Below are 16613 nucleotides of genomic sequence, written 5' to 3' on the forward strand. Positions count from 1 at the left end.
GCCTGTTCGCCGCCACAGCTACTTAGCAGGAGCAGCAAAGCCCCCAAACGTTTGCGAAAAACCATATGAGAATGAAAAAGATAGTCGTAATATCGACCACCAAACTTCGGCAACGCGAAAGAAAACCACAACCATTGCTTGCTAACGAACGTTAGGAACCAGTATATTTGTTTGCCGTTACGCCCCTTATGGAATCTACGACGCCCACCCTCTCCCGCAAAGCCCAGATCGACCAGACGGCCACCGCGCTGTTTCGGCGGCGCGGCTACGCGGCCACCAGCATGCGCGAGCTGGCGGCGGCATTGGGCATCGAGGCCGGCAGCATTTATTCCCACATCCGCTCCAAGGAAGAGCTGCTGCACCGCATCTGCTTCCGGGTAGCCGACGAGTTCATGGCCGGCCTGCGCGCCGCCACCGCCGACGACCTGGCACCCGCCGCCGTGCACCTGCGCCTGGCCATCGACAGCCACGTGCGCGTGCTCATCCGCGACACCGACGCCTCGGCCGTGTTTCTGCACGAGTGGCGCCACCTGAGCGAGCCGGCCCTGTCGGAATTCGTGCAGCTGCAGCGCGGCTACGAGGCCGCCTTCCGCGACATGATTGCCCGGGGCGTGGCCGATGGCGCCCTGCGCACCCCCGACCCGGCCTTTGCCACTCTGACCTTGTTTGCCAGCCTGACCTGGCTGCCCAACTGGTACCGCCCCGACGGCAAGCTGAACCCCGACCAGATTGCCGAGCGTCTCACCGACCAGCTGCTGGGCGGTCTGGCTACCGACTACAATCCCACAACCTGAGCGCAGCGGGGCCCTCGGATGAGCATTCCCCCCTGCTTTTCCCCGTTATCCGGGTGCCCTGCTGCTGCTCTCGTTTTCTTCCCTGCTTCCCGCCCCATGCCGCCCCGCTCTCCTGCGTGGGGCGGCATGTTTTTTCCCTCGTTGCCATACTGTTCGCGGGCGCGGCACCACTTTAGCGGCAAGCGGGCCTGAAATTTGTGGTTTTTCGGTTTCCGCGGGAATATCCCGCGCCGCTCCTGCGTTTGAAGGTTGTCATGCGAAAACTGCTGTTATACTTCCCGCTGCTAGTCCTGCTGGCCGCGGCTTCCTGCCGCAAAACCGGCGACAACGCCGTCGTCGACCCTACTTCTCCTACCGCCGCTAAGGCCCAGCTCGCCGTGCTGCGCGACACCGTCGACGGGCGCTGGCAGCGGATGATTGACAGCGACAATCAGAAGCTGGTGGCCACTACCGCCGTGCTCCAGACGCTCAAGCAGCTGCCGGGCACCGACAAAACCCAGGCCGACCAGCTGCGCCAGGCCAACGACCAGCTGCTTGGCCTGCGCTACGACCAGAAAAGCATGGGCGAATCAACAAAAATCGATGCCTACGACAACGCCCAGACCCAGGTGCTCAACGCCGTGTATGACCTGGCTCGCCCGCAGCTGGAGCGCAGCCAGGACGTGGAAGCGCTGACGGAAACCATCAAGGAGGCCGACAGCCAGGTTATCGGCTTCCGGGTGCGCTACGACCAGGCGGCCAAGAAATACAACCAGTACCTGCAGCTGCATGCCGCCACGCTGAAAAAGGCCGGCCGCAAATATTCCAAGCTGCAGCCGCTGCCCCTGTTTGAGCTGCAGCCCTGATCTGAAACGGCCCTGCTCACTGACGCCCGCGGAGATTTCCGCGGGCGTTTTTTTGTGCCTTCTGCTGCCGATGCCTGCAACCTCCGGCGGCTATCGGCGCTCTGCCTTCTATACGCTAACCCGCCTGCCCTATGACGCGCCGCCTACTCTCGCTGCTTGCTGCCGTGGCCCTGCTCCCGCTGGCCTTCGGCTGCCAGGACTCCCAGAACGAGCCCAACCCCGATTGCAAGACCTACGCCACCATCCGCGACCTGACGGGGCTGGACGGCTGCGGCTTCGTGCTGGAGCTGGCTGATGGCAAGCGCCTGGAGCCCCACGGCGAGCTGTGGCAGAAATACGCCAAGCACGACGGCGAGCGGGTGACCATCAGCTACGTGAGCGAGCCGGCTGCCGGCATCTGCATGGTAGGCGAAGGCGTCAAGCTCACCTGCATTCAGCTTCAGGTCGGTTGGTGCGGCACGCCGGCGGCCAACCAGGGCCGTTAATCCTACTGACTTCACTGTCTCTTATGCGCCCACTCCTGCTATTTCTCGCCACCGCTACCACTGGTTTACTGACTGGCTGCTCCACGCTCTGGTGCACCGACCCGGACGAGCCCGAACCGGCCTGCAGCACTCCTGCCACCGTGCGCTACCCGATGTGCAATGTGGCCAACTGCCCCGAGCACCCGATCCTGCTTGTGCTCAACGACGGGCGGGAGCTGCGCCCCTTCGGCACGGACTGGGATGCCTTTCAGACGACCAATGCCAGCGCCCTGCCCGATCAGGTTATGATTTCCTACACGCCCGAGGCCACGCCGGCCATCCACACCTGGCAGAACGCCACCATCACCTGTATCAGCGCCGCGCAGTAGGCCGCAGGATTGTTTTTAAGCCCAACGGCCCGACTGGTTTGTCACCAGCCGGGCCGTTGCCTTTTGGGGCTTTATCAGTTTATAGCTGCGCCATTTCCGTGCGCACGAAGTCGGCGAGGCTACGCAGGTAGTCGGTGCTGAAATCGAAGCGGATGCCGGCGGCTTCGTAAATCTCGCCGATGGTGGCGGTGTAGCCCAGGGCCAGGGCGCGCTTATAGGCATCCAGACCGGCCTGCGGGTTCTGGCGGAAGTTGCGCCACACGGCAATGGCGCCGAGCTGGGCCATGGCGTACTCGATATAGTAGAAGGGCACTTCGTAGAGGTGCAGCTGCTTCTGCCACAGCCAGGGCTTGTAGTTTTCCAGCCCCTGCCAGCTCACGGTGCGCTGGTTGAACTCGTCGAAGACCTCCGTCCAACGCTGCTGCCGCTCCGTGGAGTTGTGCTCGGGGTTTTCGTACACCCAGTGCTGGAATTTGTCGATGGTGGCCACCCAGGGGAAGGTTTCCAGCACCGATTCCAGGTGGGTTTTCTTGGCCCGGCGCAGCTCGTCGGCGTCGGCGAAGAACACGTCCCAGTGGTCCATGGAAATCAGTTCCATCGACATCGAGGCCAGCTCGGCTACCTCGCTCGGCGGGTGCTTGTCGGCGCCCATGGGCAGGCGGCGGGTGAGGAAGGAATGCACCGCGTGCCCGCCCTCGTGCAGCATCGTAATGACGTCGCGCAGCGAGGAAGTGGCGTTCATGAAGATGAACGGTACGCCGGTTTCGTCGAGCGGGTAGTTGTAGCCGCCGGGCGCCTTGCCCTTGCGCGACTCCAGGTCCAGGTGGCCCATGTCGCGCATGGTGGTCAGGCAGTCCCCGAGGAAGGGGCTGAGGCGCTGGAAGACGGTAATGGTCTTGGTCAGCAGCTCCTGCCCGGTTTCGAAGGGGCGCATGGGCGCTTTGCCGGAGGGGTCCACGTCGAGGTCCCAGGGGCGCAGCTCGGGCAAGGCCAGGTCCTGGCGCCGCTCCAGGTCCAGCTCGTCGATGAGCGGCACCACGGTTTCGCGGATGGCGCGGTGGAAGGCGAAGCAGTCCTCGGGCGTGTAGTCGAAGCGGCCGAGGGCGGCGAACATGTAGTCGCGGAAGTTGGCAAAATCCGCATTCCGGGCCATTTGGTGGCGCAGGCCGATGAGCTGAGTAAAGAGCACATCCAGCTTCTGCGAATCCTGCAAGCGACGGTCCTGAATGGCGCGCCAGGCCTGCTCGCGCTTGGCGCGGTCGGTGTCCTTGAGGCGGTCGGCGGCGCGCTGCAGGGTCATTTCCTCGCCGTCGAGGGTCACCGTCATGGCGCCCACCGTGGCGGCGTACTCCTGCTGCTTGGTGCTGATTTCCGTTTTGAGCGGAATGTTCTCGGCCCGGTAGATTTCCAGGGCCCGGCGCACCGAGCGGAGGAAAATGCGGTATTTCTGCTGGTCCAATTCGCCGGCATAGGGCGAGGCCACCAGCTTCTCGTTCAGGGCGTGGTCGTGGGGCGCCACCTGGGGCTCAATCTCGCTCACGAAGTACTGAAACGCCTCGGCGCGCTGCTGGTCCTGGGTGTCGCAGGTCATGCGGATGTAGCGCCACGCGAGGTCTTCGCTGAGCACCGCTTCCAGCTCGGAGCGGTCGAGCAGCCACTGCTCCAGCTCGGCGCCGGAGCCGATGGCCCGGTCGCGCAGCTCGACGAAGTACGGCTCAATCTGCGCCCAATCGGTGACGGTGAAGGCCTCGGGCAGGTAGTGCCGGGCCGGCCGTTGGGACGACGTCACGTCGGCGGAAATTTCCAGAGGAGAATGAAGCATGGACTAGGGTGCGGCGGGCGGAAAGGTTGGAACCACTATGCTACGCAGCAGCGCGCAGAAAGGCAGAACGTACTGGCAAAAAAGGGTTAATCAATTTCAATGACCACGTCGTCGGTGAGCGGGTGGCCCACGCACATGAGCACGTAGCCCTGCTGCAGCTCGCGGTCCGACAGGCCTTCGCGCTCATCCAGGTGCACCTTGCCGGTGAGGCACTTGCCGCGGCAGGCGGTGCAGAGGCCGGCCTGGCAGCTGTAGGGCAGGTCGATGTCCTGGTCGAGGGCGGCCTCCAGCATGGTCTGGTTGGGCTGCACTTCCACCACGTACTCGGTGCCTTCGTACTGAATAGTGACCTTGCGGGCCGAAATTTCGTCTTTGTCGTCGGCCAGCACGGTGCCGTGGCCGTCGGGCTGGGCGGCGGCGGCTTCAGCCGAGTCGGCGGAGGCCACGAAACTCTCGCGGCGGATGCGGTCGGCGGGCACGCCCAGCAGCTCCAGGGCGGCTTTGGCCTCGGCCATCATGCCCTCGGGGCCGCACATGAAGTATTCGGCCTGCGCGGCCGGCGCCGGGTGGCGCTGCTCGAGCACGCGCAGCAGCATGGTGCGGTTCAGGCGGCCAGTGTGTTGGTGCTCGGCCGCTGGCTGCGGGGCCGGCGTGCCGCCCCCGAACAGGCGCGAGAACATGCCGCCGCTGGGCTTAGCGGCCTGCTTGGGCTGGCTGAACACGTGCTCGACCTGGAAGCGGCCGGCGTACTGCTGCTCCAGCCGCTGCAGCTGCTCGCGGAAAATGGTGGTTTCCTCGTTGCGGTTGCCGTAAATCAGCAGCACCTGGCTGCCGGGCTCCTGCTGCAGCACCGTCTTCAGGATGGACATCAGCGGGGTAATGCCCGAGCCGGCGCCGATGAGCACCAAAGAGCGGGCCGCCTGCGGGTTGGTGTCGGTGGTGAAGTTGCCCAGCGGGGCCAAGGCCTCGATGGTCTGCCCCACGCGCACGGTGTCGAGCAGGTGGTTGCTGACTAGGCCGCCGGGCACGCGCTTCACCGTCACGGAGAGGCGCGGGGCGTCGGCGGGGGTGCTGCTGAGCGAGTACGAGCGGCGCTCGGGGCGCTTGCCGCTGCCGCAGGGCACGATGAGTGTCAGGAACTGGCCGGGCTGGCTGGGCACGGGCTGCCGGTCGGCGCGTTCGAGGTGGATGGTGATGGCGTCGGCGGTTTCGCGGGTCAGCTCGACGACGTTCAGCGTCAGGTAAGGGCTGTTGCTCATGCGGTTCTCGGCCGGCCGCAGCCGGCGCACGAAAACTTAAGGTTCGGGGTGGGAAAAACGGGCCCGGCCGCCTAGGCAGCAACGGGTCTGCAAAATACGGCAAAACCGAGGGAAAGGGTAAATCCGCTGCATCTTCGCGGCTGATAGTTGTCAGTTGGGAGTCACGGGCTGTCAGGCCGTTGGGCCGAAGCCCTGATTTGACACTCTAACCTGACAACCGGCTACCAACCATTGACCACCAACGAATGTCTGCTTCTCCCCTCGCCGAGCTGCTGCGCCGCCACGCGGCCGATTTCGGCCCGGTGCTGCCCGTCGACCTGAACGCCGCCGACGTAACCCGCCTGGACTTCACCGCCGCCAACCCGCGCCTGGCCACCGCCGACCTGCGCGACACTGTGGCCTTCGACCAGCTGGTGCAGGAACTGCTGACGGCCCAACAGGCCCGCATCGGCGTGGGCGGCTACCTCGAAAACCGCGTCATCTACCGCCGCAGCCCCGGCCTGTTTGGCGACCCGGCCGTGCCCGCCCGCTCCCTGCACCTGGGCGTGGACGTGTGGCTGCCCGCCGGCACGCCGGTGCTGGCTCCGCTGGCCGCCACCGTGCATAGCCTGGCCGACAACGACAACTTCGGCGACTACGGCCCCACGGTGATTCTGCAGCACGAATTAGAAGGCGTTACGTTCTACTCGCTCTACGGCCACCTCAGCCGTGCCGGCTTCGGCGACCTGCAGGCCGGGCTGCCGCTGGAAAAAGGCCAGGCCTTTGCCACCGTCGGGCCGTGGCCGGAGAATGGCGACTGGCCGCCGCACCTGCACTTTCAGCTCATGGCCGACCTGCAGGGCCGCCGCGGCGACTTCCCCGGCGTGGCCCTGCCCGGGGAGCGGGACTACTGGGCCGCCTTGTGCCCCGACCCGAACCTGGTGCTGCAGAGCCGCTGGCTTAGTTAGCCTGCTGACGATGACACCAGCTGTCATTGCGAGCGAAGCGACGCAATCTTTCCTCTAGTAGTACCACCGACGCAATACTTACAAACTAAAAACAGCCCCGCCCAAAACTGGTATCTGCAGTTTCGAGCGGGGCTGTTTTTGGGCAGTGCCAGTTGGGCCGTCGTGCCGCGAGGGGAAAGATTGCGTCGTCGTGCCTCCTCGCAATGACAGCTGGTGCTGCCGCTTAGTCGAACTTGATGGCTACCACCGGCTTGATGCGGGCAATCAGGTAGGTGGGCACCAGCACGGCCAGCTGGGAGGTGATGAACACGGCCAGGTTGATGAGCAGGATGACCTGCCAGTCCCAGTGAATCGGCACCCGGTCCATGTAGTAGTTCTCGGGGTCGAGGGGGATGGGGTGGAAGTAGTACTGGATGGCGCAGAAGCCCAGGGCCACCACGTTGCCCCAGAGCATGCCTTTCAGGGTCAGGTTCAGGCCGCGGAAAAAGAACATGCGGCGGATTTGGTTGTCCGTGGCGCCCAGGGCCTTGAGCACCCCGATCATGTTGGTGCGCTCCAGGATCATGATAAAAATCGTGGCGACCATGTTGAACGTGGCCACGAAGATGATCAGGATCAGGAAGATGATGACGTTGCGGTTGAGCAGCTGCAGCCAGTCGAACAGCTGGGCGTACTGATCAGTAATCTTGTCCAGCTTCAGGTCGTAGGGCAGGCTGCCGAGCACGTTGTCGTACACCGGGTCGAGCTGGCGGAAGTCGCGCAGCACCACCTCGTAGCCGCCCACCAAGGAGTCGGGCCAGGCGTTCAGCTCCCGAATCTGGCGGATGTCGCCCATCACGTACACCTCGTCGAACTCGTCGAGGCCCGTCTGGTAGATGCCGGCCACGTTGAAGCGGCGGATGCGCGGCGGGTTCTGGATGAAGTAGAACAGGGCCTCCTCACCGACTTTCAGGCGCAGCTTGTCGGCCATCTTGCGCGAAATCAGAATGTCGTTGGAGGCCGCCGAGTCGGGGAAGCTCAGGAACTTGCCCGCCACCAGGTTGGTGCGCATGGGCGAGCGGCCGTTGTGCTCGTCGATGCCCTTGAGCACCACGCCCATCACCTCGTCCTTGGTCTTGATGATGGCCGTTTTGCGGGCAAAGGGCTGCATGCTTAGCACCTGCGGGTAGTGGCGCATCTCCTGGCTGAGCTTGGGCCCGTTGATGGGCTCCACCTCCAGGGAGTTGTTGTTGTCGTACTTGCTGACCGTCAGGTGCGCCCCGAAGGAAAAAATCTTGGCCTGGATTTCGTTACGAAACCCTTCCAGAATGGCGAACGAGACAACCATAACGGCCAGACCCATCGCGATGCTGATGATGGCAATTTTGGTTACCGACGAAGTAAAGGACCCCGAATCGGAGCCTGCAATCTTCTGGGATATGTACCGCGAAACGTTCACTGGGCGTAAAGCTACGCGAAGCCGGCTAGTTTTGTGAATCTCCCACCCTCTCGGATGACAACTATGATTTCCCTTGCTCTGCCCGTGCTCGGCACGCTGCTGTTGCTGCAAGATGCGGGCTGTACGCGCCCGCAGCCGGCAACGTTGCCACCTGCTCCTACCGCGACCGTAACTTCTTCACCGGCCGCATCTTCCAGTTCCCCGGCCGCAGCGGCCCAGTTACAGGTCGGGGCCGCGCAGTTCGATAAGTACCTGCCGCTGCTCAAGGGCAAGCGCGTGGGCGTGGTAGTCAATCAGACTTCCACCGTGGGCCGCGCCCTGCTGCCCGATACGCTGCTGAGCCGGGGCGTCAACATCACCGCCATCTTCGGGCCCGAGCACGGCTTTCGGGGCGAGGCGGCCGACGGGGCTACCATCAAGGACGGCAAGGACGCGCGCACGGGCAAGCCGGTGCGCAGCCTCTACGGGGCCACCAAAAAGCCCACCGCCGAGATGCTGCGGGACGTGGACGTGCTCATTTTCGACATCCAGGACGTGGGCACGCGTTTCTACACCTACATCAGCACCATGCACTACGTGATGGAGGCCGCCGCCGAGCAGGGCAAGTCCGTCATCGTGCTCGACCGGCCCAACCCCAACGGCTGGTACGTCGACGGGCCGGTGCTGGAGCCGGCGCACAAGTCGTTCGTGGGCATGCACCCGATTCCGGTGGTCCACGGCCTGACGGTGGGCGAGCTGGCGAAGATGATCAACGGTGAAAAGTGGCTGGCGGGCGGCAAGCAGTGCCCGCTCACGGTGGTGCCCGTGGCGGGCTACACCCACAGTACCCGCTACAACCTGCCGGTGCGCCCCTCCCCCAACCTGCCCAACCCGCACGCCGTGTCGCTCTACCCCACCATGTGCCTGTTCGAGGGCACCGACGTGAGCGTGGGCCGCGGCACCGATACGCCCTTCGAGGTCATTGGCGCGCCCACCCAGCCCAGCACCCGGCCCTACTCCTTCACGCCCCGCCCCAACGCGGGTTCGACTTCGCCGCCCCAGAACGGCAAGCTCTGCTACGGCCAGGATTTGCGCCAGACCGGCAACGACGTGGGCTTCACGCTGAAGTACCTCATCGATTACTACCAGCAAAGCACGGCCAAGGACAAGTTTTTCGGCAAGTACTTCGAGGAGCTGACCGGCACGCCCACCGTGCGGCAAATGATTGTGGCCGGCAAGTCGGAACCGGAAATCCGGGCCGCCTGGGAGCCGAAGCTGGGCCAGTACAAGCTCATGCGCAAGAAGTATCTGCTGTACCCGGATTTCAAGTAGATAGAAGAGTCAGTGAGTGAGTTTCTTGACATCTTAGCTGACCGCCAGCTCAGCGCGGTGGTGTTCGTGCAGGACTACTTGCAGCTGCAATTCGACGGTGACTGCATGACGCTGTATGTGTGGCCAACTTTGCTGCTGCCGCAAGGCAACTGCGGCTTCGGCGAAGTTGCCTACCGGAACGAACTGTGTTCGTTCATAGCGCGAATAGTACAGAGCGTTGAATTGCTGGATCAGCAACACCTGCTGCTGCATTTTCAAGACACCAGCGCCGTCATTCGTATTCCGCTGGATACCGGCCGAGAGGCTGTGTATTTTACTGAGTACGACAAAACTTCCTGGCTTACTCTCTAGGCTGGCCCCACTCAATTGTAGCTTCTGGCTAGTTTTGCCTGCTCTACCTCGACTCTCATGCCCGAAACCGCCCCCCTCCGCATCGTCTTCATGGGTACGCCCGAGTTTGCCGTGCCTACCCTCGAAGCCCTGCTCACCTGGCCCGGCTGCCAGGTGGTGGCCGTGGTGACGGCGGCCGACAAGCCGGCGGGGCGCGGGCAGAAGCTGGCCGAATCGGCAGTGAAGCAGGCGGCGGTGCGGCACGGGCTGCCGGTGCTGCAGCCGACCAACCTGAAGGCCCCGGAGTTTCAGCAGGAGCTACGCGGCTACGGGGCCGATCTGCAGGTGATTGTGGCCTTCCGGATGCTGCCCGAGGCGGTGTGGAACATGCCGCGCCTGGGCTCCATCAACATTCACGCCTCCCTGCTGCCCCAGTACCGCGGCGCGGCGCCTATCAACTGGGCCATCATCCACGGCGACCGGGTCACCGGCGTCACCTCGTTTTTCCTGCAGCACGAAATCGACACGGGCAACCTGATCTTCCAGGACGAGGTGCCTATTGAGGACGCCGACGACTTCGGCGCGGTGTACCTGAAGCTGCAGCACGCCGGCGCTGCCCTGGCCCTGCGCACGGTGCAGGCCATTGCCGCCGGCATCGCCCCCAGCATTCCGCAGCCCGACCGCGGCGACCTGCGCCCCGCCCCCAAGCTGCAGAAGGAAACCGGCCGCCTCGACTTCCGGCAGCCCGCCGCCGCCCTGGCCAACCTGGTGCGCGGCCTCTCGCCCTGGCCCACGGCCTTCACCCAGCTGCCCGATGGCCGGGGCCTGAAGGTATTCCGCGCCCACGCCCTGCCCGGCGCCCCCACGGCCGAGGCACCCACCGGCAGCTGGCTCAGCGACGGCCGCACGTACCTGCGCGTACAAACCCCCGATGGCCAGCTCGACCTCGTCGACCTGCAGCTCGAAGGCAAAAAGCGCATGCCCGTAGCGGACTTCCTGCGCGGGTTTAATGTTTCATTGCTAAATGGTTGAATGGCTAAATGGTCGAATGGCTGATCGGTTTGACAAACAGTGAACTGTCAGCCATTTGACCATTTAGCAATTTGACAATTACTCTTCCATGACTGCCATCGTAGTAGCCCGGGCCGACAACGGCGTGATTGGGCGCGACAACCAATTGCCCTGGCACCTGCCGGCCGATTTGCGCCACTTCAAGCAGCTCACCAGCGGGCACCCCGTGGTGATGGGCCGCCGCACCTTCGAGAGCATCGGCCGGCCGCTGCCCAACCGCCGCAACATCGTGGTAACGCGGCAGGTCGACTGGCGGGCCGAGGGAGTGGAAACCGCCCACTCGGTGCTGGCGGCGCTGGAAGCCGCCCGCGCATCGGACGCGGAGGTGTTCGTCATCGGCGGGGCCGAAATCTACCGCGAAGCCCTGCCGGCCGTGGATACGGTGTACCTCACCGAAGTGCACCACGCCCCCGCCGGCGACGCCGTGCTGCCCGACTTCCCAGCCGAAACCTGGCGCGAGGAAAGCCGGGAGCGGCACGAGCCCGACGAGAAACACGCCTACGCCTTTAGCTTCGTGACGCTAAGGCGGCGGTAAGCGGCCACTCGCGTTTGGCCCCAACAAAAAAGCCTGGTCCGTCTGAACCAGGCTTTTTTGTTGAGCATAAGCAGCGTTAGCGCAGCAGCACCAGCTTGCCCCAGCCTTTCTTGAAGGCCTGGTCGGCGGCGGTGCGGCGGTGCTCGTACTGGCCGTCGGGGTCATCGAGCACCACGCGGTAGAGGTAGGTGCCGTTGGCCAGCCGGTCACCGTATTCGTCGGTGCCGTCCCAGGCGTAGCTGCTCACGTTGTTGCCGATGCGCAGCGGGCCCAGCTCGCTCTGCATGATTTCGCGCACCACCTTGCCCGTCACCGTCAGGATCTGAATCTTCATGTTGCGCGGCGGGGTCGAGCCGGTGAGCGTGAACACGAAGCGGGCCTTGCTGGTGATGGGGTTCGGGTACGGGAAGACGTTGGTGATACTGGTCTTGTTCACCACCTCAAACGTGACGCCGTAACGCTGCGCCGCCACCTGGTTGTCGCCCATGTCTTTGGCCTGCACTTCCAGCTTGTAGACCCCGTCCGGGAGCGTGCCGGGGGTGTAGTACACGCGGGTGCGGCCGGCCGAGGAGTCGTTCACGAAGCGAATCAGCGCGCTGTTCGTCATCGGCACTACTTCTGGGGCAGCGTTGGGCCGGGTGAGCAGTAGCTGCACTTTAGTCGGATCGATGAGCGGACGGCGCTTGTCCTCGTAGCGCACGTCCACGAGCACCTCCGGATTGGGCGACACGATGTCGCCGTTGAGGATGTGGGTGCCGTCGAAGGCCACGTCAAGCACTGGCGGCACGCTGATGTCGGGCGCGGTAAAGCTTAGGTTCAGCTCGTTGTTGTAGTACACCTGCTCGGGCAGCTCCTGCGAGTTGGCAATCAGGCGCAGGGTGGCCGGTCCGCGCACCCCCGCCACGTTCAGGCGGAAGTTGTAGACGGCCGTCGAGTCGGCCCTGGGGCGCAGGGAGAAGCCCGCCGCCCGCGTGGCCCGGATGGAAACCGTATCGACGCGCCCGCCGTTGCGCGTTTCGGTGATAATGGCCTTGGCGCGCGTCCGGGCCAAAAAGTCAACATCCGATACGTTTTCGAAGTACACCGGAATGGTCAGGATGCCCGTATTGGCGGCTGCGCTCAGCGTGGCAGCGTCGTAGGCCCCGGCCGGGATGCCGGGGTGGTCACGGCGCACCACACCCTCCGGCACGCCCCGGTAGGTCACCAGCCACTGCTTCAGCTGCGGGGCCGTGAGGTTCACCGTGTCGCGCAGTTCGGCTTCCAACTGCAGGTAGGGATACTGCTGGGCGCTGACGGCCGTCAGCGCCTGAGCCGGGTTAGTTACGTTCGGCAGGAGCACCTGGCGCTGGTTGTTCGCGTCGTAGCCGATCAGGCGCAGGGTGTAGGCGTCGCTGGCTTCCGGCCGCTTGATGGTGTGGTACAGGGTCTGCCACTCCTGGGCCGGGCCGATACGGGTGCTGACCACCGTGCCGGCGCCTTCGCGGCTGCGCAGGGTGTAGTTCAGCGCCACCACCTGGCTGTCGCGCGGCGTGGGGCTGGCGGGCGAGAAGGTGGCCTCCTGGGCTTGGGCCGGGAAGCCCTTGCGCAACACCATCACCAGCGGGTCGCCGTCCTGGGCCGAATTGATGAGCTGGGAGCCCATGGCCGCCAGTTGGGCTTTCAGGTCGGCGCGGAAGGAGCTGAAGTGCACCCGGTTCATCGATACGAGCGCCACGTACGCCCCGTTGGGAACGTTTTGCAGCAATGCCAGCAACTGCCCCTGCCGCCGGCTGGTGTTGATATTGTCCAAGCCGAGGCTGTCGCGACGATTGGCAGTGGTGGCAAAGTGAAAATACGTATCTCGGCCCACGTCGCCGCAGCGCGAGTAATTGCCGCCGGGAATCGTGTTCAGCTGCCGCAGGCGTTTGCCCTCAAACACGGCGACCATGATATTGGCCGGGGAAATCGTATTAGCGTTGGTCGGGTTGAGCCCGGGCCGGCCGCAGTTGTCGCCCTGAATGAGCCTGCCGTCCACAGTCATGCCGTACGCCGTCAGAAAAGTATTCTGCGACAAGTCATCCGTGGGGGCGCCGACCGTTTGTAGCCGCAACGACCGGGTAATTTCGTTGAACTCCCAGCGTCCACCCGGCACCGTCTGGGATACTTTGGTTTTGGCAGCGCTGGCCATCTGGCCGTAGTGGCTCTGCGACCAGCCCTTGGGACTACCATTGATGAAGCGGAAGGAACTGTTCACCCAGGTGGTATCGAGCCCTGCCGGCGCTCCTGCCGGCGAAAAGCGCACGCGCCAGTAGTACACCACCGAGTCGCGGCCGGCCACGGGGGCAGGCAGACCCGGCGTCCAGGTGACCAGGTCACGGGCCTGCACGGTGTAGGTGCGCGCGAAGCGCGAGCTGAACGCGGGGATGGTATCCAGTTGGAACTGGTAGTTGAGCGGCTGAGACAACGGGCTGTTGCTCTGCCCCACCAATCGGACGTTGGCGCGGCTAGCAATGGCGTACTCGTTGGGCGCCAGAATCGTGATGCCCCCGTTGAGGAAATTATAGTTGAGCGTCGCTACGTTGTTGGTTTCGTCCCGCTCGTCGATAACGTTCGGGTTGTCGAGCGTCACCGTGAAGGTGTTGTTGCCGAACGCCGCACCGCTCACCGGATTGGTCATGGCCACGACGATGGTGGTGTCGCGGCGGTAATACGGGATGGTCACCACCGTTTGGGGCAACGCGGTGGTCGAGCCGGCGGCCGTGGCCGTGCGCCCGATGGTGATGCGCAGGGGAGTGCGCACGATCTTGCCGTAATTACTCAGCTGCAGACGCAGATTGAAGCGCTGCGACGACGCCAGGATGGGGCCCGGGCTCACGGCTTCGATGCTAACCTGCGCCGTGGCCGGCGTAAACTGGTAGTCCGGCTTGTCGGGCGAGAACATGGCCAGGGCCGGGTCGCCCTGCCAAGTGATGTTCATGAGCATGGACACGCGGTAAGCCGTCAGGCCTTGCGCCCACTGCGCCTGCAGGCGCTGGAGCACTTCGCCCTGCACGGCGGCAATGGGCTTGCCGTACCAAGTCGCATCGTTGAACATCAACTCGTACACGCGCCGCAGGTAGTTGTCCTGGTCGCTTTCAAGGCCAAAGTCCGAATCGGCCATCCAACCCACGGCACCCTTGTCGGGCAGCAGCAACCAGTTTTCCCCGATGGAGCCAAAACCGCCGTACGTGTTGCCAATGGCGCAGCCGCCGGCCATGAATACGGGGTACTTATTGATGTTGCGGTAGTTGCTACTCGACAATTCGATAGGCAACGGATTGAGTTCGAGCACGGAATTTGAGCCGTGGCCGAAGTACGTAATCAAGGCCAGCCCGGCATTGACCTGCGGGCTGATATCTACCGTTGACGTCCCGTCGACTGTGTTGTTAACGGTATCAACGTGGCCCCCGAAGAAAGGCTTTTCGGCCAAGCGTTGGTATTCGCGCAAGTAGCCCCGAAACCATTGGTGTTCCATGGCATTCTGGCCACCTTCCATGTGCAATACATTCTTACGCCAAGGGGCCAGGGTGGGCACTTCGTGGGCCTGCAGTTTTTTCAGGTAGTTGACCACCTGCTCGGGCGTTTGGGCCGGCACCCGGCCGGTAACCATGCGCGGCACGTAGCTGCCGCTGGGCCAGTCGGCGGTAAAGAAGACGTCGGAACCGCTACGGGTAGTGGCCGGTACCAAATCGGGTACTGACGCGCGCTCCGTTGCCGAAGCCTGCCGGTAGAAGCCGTACTGGCCTTTGTCTTCCGAGAGCATCACCCCTTTACCAAGCAGCAGCAGGTAGCGGTCGGCGCGGGGAGCCGTGCGCATGTACTGGGCGAAGTGCCGCACCGCCAGCGGCGACCGTTCGCCGTAGTGAAACTGGTCGTATAGCAGGTCGGAGGTTACGACCAGCGTGTCGTAGGCCAGCCGACCGGGGGCCGCTGTTGCCCGATAGGTGGCGTAATCACGCACCGGATTGGCCACTGCGCCCGCCGGCCGCATCAATGCTTTGCTGGTGACAATCAGAAAGTTGTAACTAGCTGGATTCAAAGCTCGGAAGTACACGCGCTGCGCCCGGCCGGGAACCAGGGCCCGTGCGCCGTCGGCCAGCAAGAGGCGGCGCGTGCTTCCTGCGGCACTAGCAAAGCCGTAGGCCCGCTGCTGCCCGCTCAGGGCCACGCCGGCCGTGCGGCGGACGTTGGCTGGGTCGGTCACGTCGTAGCCGCCGACGGTGGCCGGAATACTATCGAGGACGTAATAGGCCGGGCCCGCCTGCGTGGAGTCGTTCCAGAATTGCAGTGCCCGCTGGCCGCTACGCCACCGGGTAGCCTGCGAGCTAACCACGCGGATGTAGCCAATGCGGAACCGGTCCGTTACCGGATTGGTGGGGGATGGCACGGCAGCCCGGATGCCCACGCGTCCGTTGGCCCCAATGTCGCCTGGCTGCAAACGGACAACGACCTTACGGCTGGAAAACTGCGGGTAGTTAACCGTGGTCAACTGCCGCGGCGCTCCCGTACCGCCCGGCAGCACCGACAAGGTGGTCGAATGCGTAACGGCCAAGCGCGAGGAACCAATCAGTAGGATTTCCAGCCAGGTCTGCGCCCCGCTGCCACCGGAGCGGTTGAACAGCGAGTCCATCACGAAGGTAAAGCTGTCTTCAATGCCGTGCGTGGCAAACCCTTCGCCTTTGTCGGCCCACGGGAAGTATACCCCTTGCTCAGCGCCTTGGCCGTAAAAATAGCCCCGGCCCCCAAAGCTGTTTACCGGCTGGGCACTCCAGGGTACCGTGAAGCTGTAATTCTGCAATTCGGGGTTGACCATCAGCCGCAACCGCGGTTGCAGCCACTGCGGATGCACGGTGCCGGTGGCGGCGGTAGCGGTTTCGGTCATCCGCTTGCCGTTGGTCGTGGCCGACACGGTGAGAAAGTAAGCCGCCGTATCGGTGAAAAGACTGTAGAGCTTGTGCGGCTGGTCGCCGGCGGCCTTATACATTTCCTGGTCCAGCTGCCCATCGTTGCGCTGTCCGAAGAATTCAAAGTACGTGGACTGGTCCAGTTGTACCTGGTTACCTCCGCCGTAGAGGGCCACCTGCTGCCCACGCCGCCACAATTGCAGGCGCTGTGGGTTGGTGCTGGCACTCAGGCCCGCCTGCGTCAGGTAAGCCTGATCGAGACGGTAGATGCCGTCCCTGGTGATTTTGATTTTGTAGTATGTCTGCGTGGGCACAATCCACTCGTTGCCGTACGGCCCCGATTGGGCCCGTACGGCCGAAGTGCCAGCCAGCAGTGCCAGCAGCAGCCCCAGAAGTCGACCTAATAGCCGGGTATATCGTTGTGTCATAGTAAATCTGCTTAGTACCAAGTCAGTACGCATCAATTCCGTTTCGCGTTAATACACG

Annotated in this window: 13 protein-coding genes; 9 read left to right on the forward strand and 4 right to left on the reverse strand. The window is 63.9% G+C overall.

The features are described 5' to 3' along the window. Positions 1-188 precede the first annotated feature (188 nt). From FDY95_RS19705 to FDY95_RS19720, 4 genes are all read left to right on the forward strand, one after another. Positions 189-794, forward strand: a complete 606-nt coding sequence (locus FDY95_RS19705; protein ID WP_138080241.1) for a TetR/AcrR family transcriptional regulator — start codon at positions 189-191, stop codon at positions 792-794. Between the two features lie 254 nt (positions 795-1048). After that, complete coding sequence (locus tag FDY95_RS19710; protein ID WP_138080242.1) at positions 1049-1639, forward strand: hypothetical protein; 591 nt, start codon at positions 1049-1051, stop codon at positions 1637-1639. Positions 1640-1770: 131 nt separating this feature from the next. Continuing rightward, positions 1771-2124 (forward strand): hypothetical protein, encoded by a 354-nt coding sequence (locus FDY95_RS19715; RefSeq protein WP_138080243.1) that lies wholly within the window; start codon positions 1771-1773, stop codon positions 2122-2124. A 23-nt stretch (positions 2125-2147) separates the two neighbouring features. Beyond that, positions 2148-2492, forward strand: coding sequence for a hypothetical protein (locus tag FDY95_RS19720; RefSeq protein WP_138080244.1), 345 nt, complete (start codon positions 2148-2150; stop codon positions 2490-2492). Positions 2493-2571: 79 nt separating this feature from the next. On the opposite strand, the gene FDY95_RS19725 is transcribed toward FDY95_RS19720, so the two are convergent. Continuing rightward, entirely contained in the window at positions 2572-4314 is a 1743-nt protein-coding gene (locus FDY95_RS19725; RefSeq protein WP_138080245.1) for a M3 family oligoendopeptidase, read from the reverse strand. An 86-nt stretch (positions 4315-4400) separates the two neighbouring features. Then, positions 4401-5573 carry a ferredoxin--NADP reductase gene (locus tag FDY95_RS19730; RefSeq protein WP_138080246.1) on the reverse strand — a complete coding sequence of 391 codons (1173 nt, stop codon included), beginning with the start codon at positions 5571-5573 and terminating at the stop codon, positions 4401-4403. 245 nt (positions 5574-5818) lie between these two features. Here FDY95_RS19730 and FDY95_RS19735 point away from each other — a divergent pair, with 245 nt between their 5' ends. After that, positions 5819-6520 (forward strand): peptidoglycan DD-metalloendopeptidase family protein, encoded by a 702-nt coding sequence (locus FDY95_RS19735; protein WP_138080247.1) that lies wholly within the window; start codon positions 5819-5821, stop codon positions 6518-6520. 223 nt (positions 6521-6743) lie between these two features. On the opposite strand, the gene FDY95_RS19740 is transcribed toward FDY95_RS19735, so the two are convergent. Then, the gene (locus FDY95_RS19740) at positions 6744-7958 is read right to left on the reverse strand and encodes an ABC transporter permease (RefSeq protein ID WP_138080248.1); all 1215 of its coding nucleotides are present in this window, start codon (positions 7956-7958) and stop codon (positions 6744-6746) included. A gap of 63 nt (positions 7959-8021) precedes the next feature. Here FDY95_RS19740 and FDY95_RS19745 point away from each other — a divergent pair, with 63 nt between their 5' ends. The 4 genes from FDY95_RS19745 (at position 8022) to FDY95_RS19760 (ending at position 11205) form a co-directional block, all read left to right on the forward strand. Beyond that, complete coding sequence (locus FDY95_RS19745) at positions 8022-9269, forward strand: exo-beta-N-acetylmuramidase NamZ family protein (protein WP_138080249.1); 1248 nt, start codon at positions 8022-8024, stop codon at positions 9267-9269. 12 nt (positions 9270-9281) lie between these two features. Continuing rightward, positions 9282-9620 carry a hypothetical protein gene (locus FDY95_RS19750; RefSeq protein WP_138080250.1) on the forward strand — a complete coding sequence of 113 codons (339 nt, stop codon included), beginning with the start codon at positions 9282-9284 and terminating at the stop codon, positions 9618-9620. 57 nt (positions 9621-9677) lie between these two features. After that, on the forward strand, positions 9678-10631 hold the full coding sequence (fmt, locus tag FDY95_RS19755) for a methionyl-tRNA formyltransferase (RefSeq protein WP_138080251.1): 954 nt from the start codon (positions 9678-9680) through the stop codon (positions 10629-10631). Between the two features lie 88 nt (positions 10632-10719). Further along, complete coding sequence (locus FDY95_RS19760) at positions 10720-11205, forward strand: dihydrofolate reductase (protein ID WP_138080252.1); 486 nt, start codon at positions 10720-10722, stop codon at positions 11203-11205. Between the two features lie 76 nt (positions 11206-11281). Here FDY95_RS19760 and porU2 read toward each other — a convergent pair whose 3' ends face one another. Then, positions 11282-16555 carry a putative type IX secretion system sortase PorU2 gene (gene porU2, locus FDY95_RS19765; protein ID WP_171025760.1) on the reverse strand — a complete coding sequence of 1758 codons (5274 nt, stop codon included), beginning with the start codon at positions 16553-16555 and terminating at the stop codon, positions 11282-11284. Positions 16556-16613 lie beyond the last annotated feature (58 nt).

The sequence above is a fragment of the Hymenobacter jeollabukensis genome (assembly GCF_005771675.1).
In the GTDB taxonomy this organism is placed as follows: Bacteria; Bacteroidota; Bacteroidia; order Cytophagales; family Hymenobacteraceae; genus Solirubrum; species Solirubrum jeollabukense.

Bases quoted from the DNA above. Each gene is read 5' to 3' on its own strand.
- FDY95_RS19705 (WP_138080241.1), top strand. From the start codon at position 189: ATGGAATCTACGACGCCCACCCTCTCCCGCAAAGCCCAGATCGACCAG.
- FDY95_RS19710 (WP_138080242.1), top strand. From the start codon at position 1,049: ATGCGAAAACTGCTGTTATACTTCCCGCTGCTAGTCCTGCTGGCCGCG.
- FDY95_RS19715 (WP_138080243.1), top strand. From the start codon at position 1,771: ATGACGCGCCGCCTACTCTCGCTGCTTGCTGCCGTGGCCCTGCTCCCG.
- FDY95_RS19720 (WP_138080244.1), top strand. From the start codon at position 2,148: ATGCGCCCACTCCTGCTATTTCTCGCCACCGCTACCACTGGTTTACTG.
- FDY95_RS19725 (WP_138080245.1), bottom strand. From the start codon at position 4,314: ATGCTTCATTCTCCTCTGGAAATTTCCGCCGACGTGACGTCGTCCCAA.
- FDY95_RS19730 (WP_138080246.1), bottom strand. From the start codon at position 5,573: ATGAGCAACAGCCCTTACCTGACGCTGAACGTCGTCGAGCTGACCCGC.
- FDY95_RS19735 (WP_138080247.1), top strand. From the start codon at position 5,819: ATGTCTGCTTCTCCCCTCGCCGAGCTGCTGCGCCGCCACGCGGCCGAT.
- FDY95_RS19745 (WP_138080249.1), top strand. From the start codon at position 8,022: ATGATTTCCCTTGCTCTGCCCGTGCTCGGCACGCTGCTGTTGCTGCAA.
- fmt (WP_138080251.1), top strand. From the start codon at position 9,678: ATGCCCGAAACCGCCCCCCTCCGCATCGTCTTCATGGGTACGCCCGAG.
- FDY95_RS19760 (WP_138080252.1), top strand. From the start codon at position 10,720: ATGACTGCCATCGTAGTAGCCCGGGCCGACAACGGCGTGATTGGGCGC.
- porU2 (WP_171025760.1), bottom strand. From the start codon at position 16,555: ATGACACAACGATATACCCGGCTATTAGGTCGACTTCTGGGGCTGCTG.